Raw genomic sequence first — 846 nt, 5'->3', positions numbered from 1 at the left:
CAGTGTCGACGCGGTGGATGCGTCGCTGACGATCAACAGCGTCGGTGCGGGCTGCACGCAGAGTGGCCAGACGGTCACCTGCACCACGCCGGCCGGCCTGGCGGCGGGCGCCAGCGCGACGTACACGATCACGGTCACCAACACCGGCACCGGTCCGACCACGGCCGATACGGTCAGTGTCGACGCGGTGGATGCGTCGCTGACGATCAACCGCGTCGGTGCGGGCTGCACGCAGAGGGGCCAGACGGTCACCTGCACCACGCCGGCCGGCCGGGCGGCGGGCGCCAGCGCGACTTACACGATCAACGTCACGCCGACGACGGCCAACTCGACCGGCATCGTCAACACCGTCAATNCTGCACCACGCCGGCCGGCCTGGCGGCGGGCGCCAGCGCGACTTACACGATCAACGTCACGCCGACGACGGCCAACTCGACCGGCATCGTCAACACCGTCAATACCAGCGGCGGCGGCGATCCGGCCTGTACGACGGCAGGCGGCGAAGGCTGCGATGCCACGACCCCGCCGGTGCCGGTGAATTCCGGCGTGGACCTGACCACCAGCAAGACGGTCAGCCCGAACCCGATGACGGTGGGTGTGGCCGCGACCTATACGATCACGGTCACCAACAACGGCACGGGTCCGACCAATGCCGATGTGGTGAGCGTCGATAATGTCGATGCCTCGCTGACCATCAACTCGGTGGGCGCAGGTTGCGCGCAGAGCGGCCAGACGGTCACCTGCACGACGCCGGCCGGCCTGGCCGCGGGCGCCAGCGCGACCTACACGATCAACGTCACCCCGACGGCCGCCAACAGCACCGGCATCGTCAACACCGTGAACACC

The 846-nt window shown here is 69.1% G+C and carries 2 protein-coding genes; one reads left to right on the top strand and one right to left on the bottom strand.

The features are described 5' to 3' along the window. On the bottom strand, window positions 1-261 hold a 261-nt coding region (locus MD221_RS17415; protein WP_242113427.1), incomplete at its 3' end, for a hypothetical protein. Window positions 262-528: 267 nt separating this feature from the next. Here MD221_RS17415 and MD221_RS17410 point away from each other — a divergent pair. Then, a partial coding sequence (locus MD221_RS17410) for a DUF11 domain-containing protein (RefSeq protein ID WP_242113425.1) occupies window positions 529-846 on the top strand: 318 nt, incomplete at its 3' end.

This window comes from Luteimonas aquatica (genome assembly GCF_022662575.1).
Taxonomy (GTDB): domain Bacteria; phylum Pseudomonadota; class Gammaproteobacteria; order Xanthomonadales; family Xanthomonadaceae; genus Luteimonas; species Luteimonas aquatica.
Note: the sequence above shows the minus strand (reverse complement) of the source record. Positions and strands in the feature narration are given on the sequence as shown.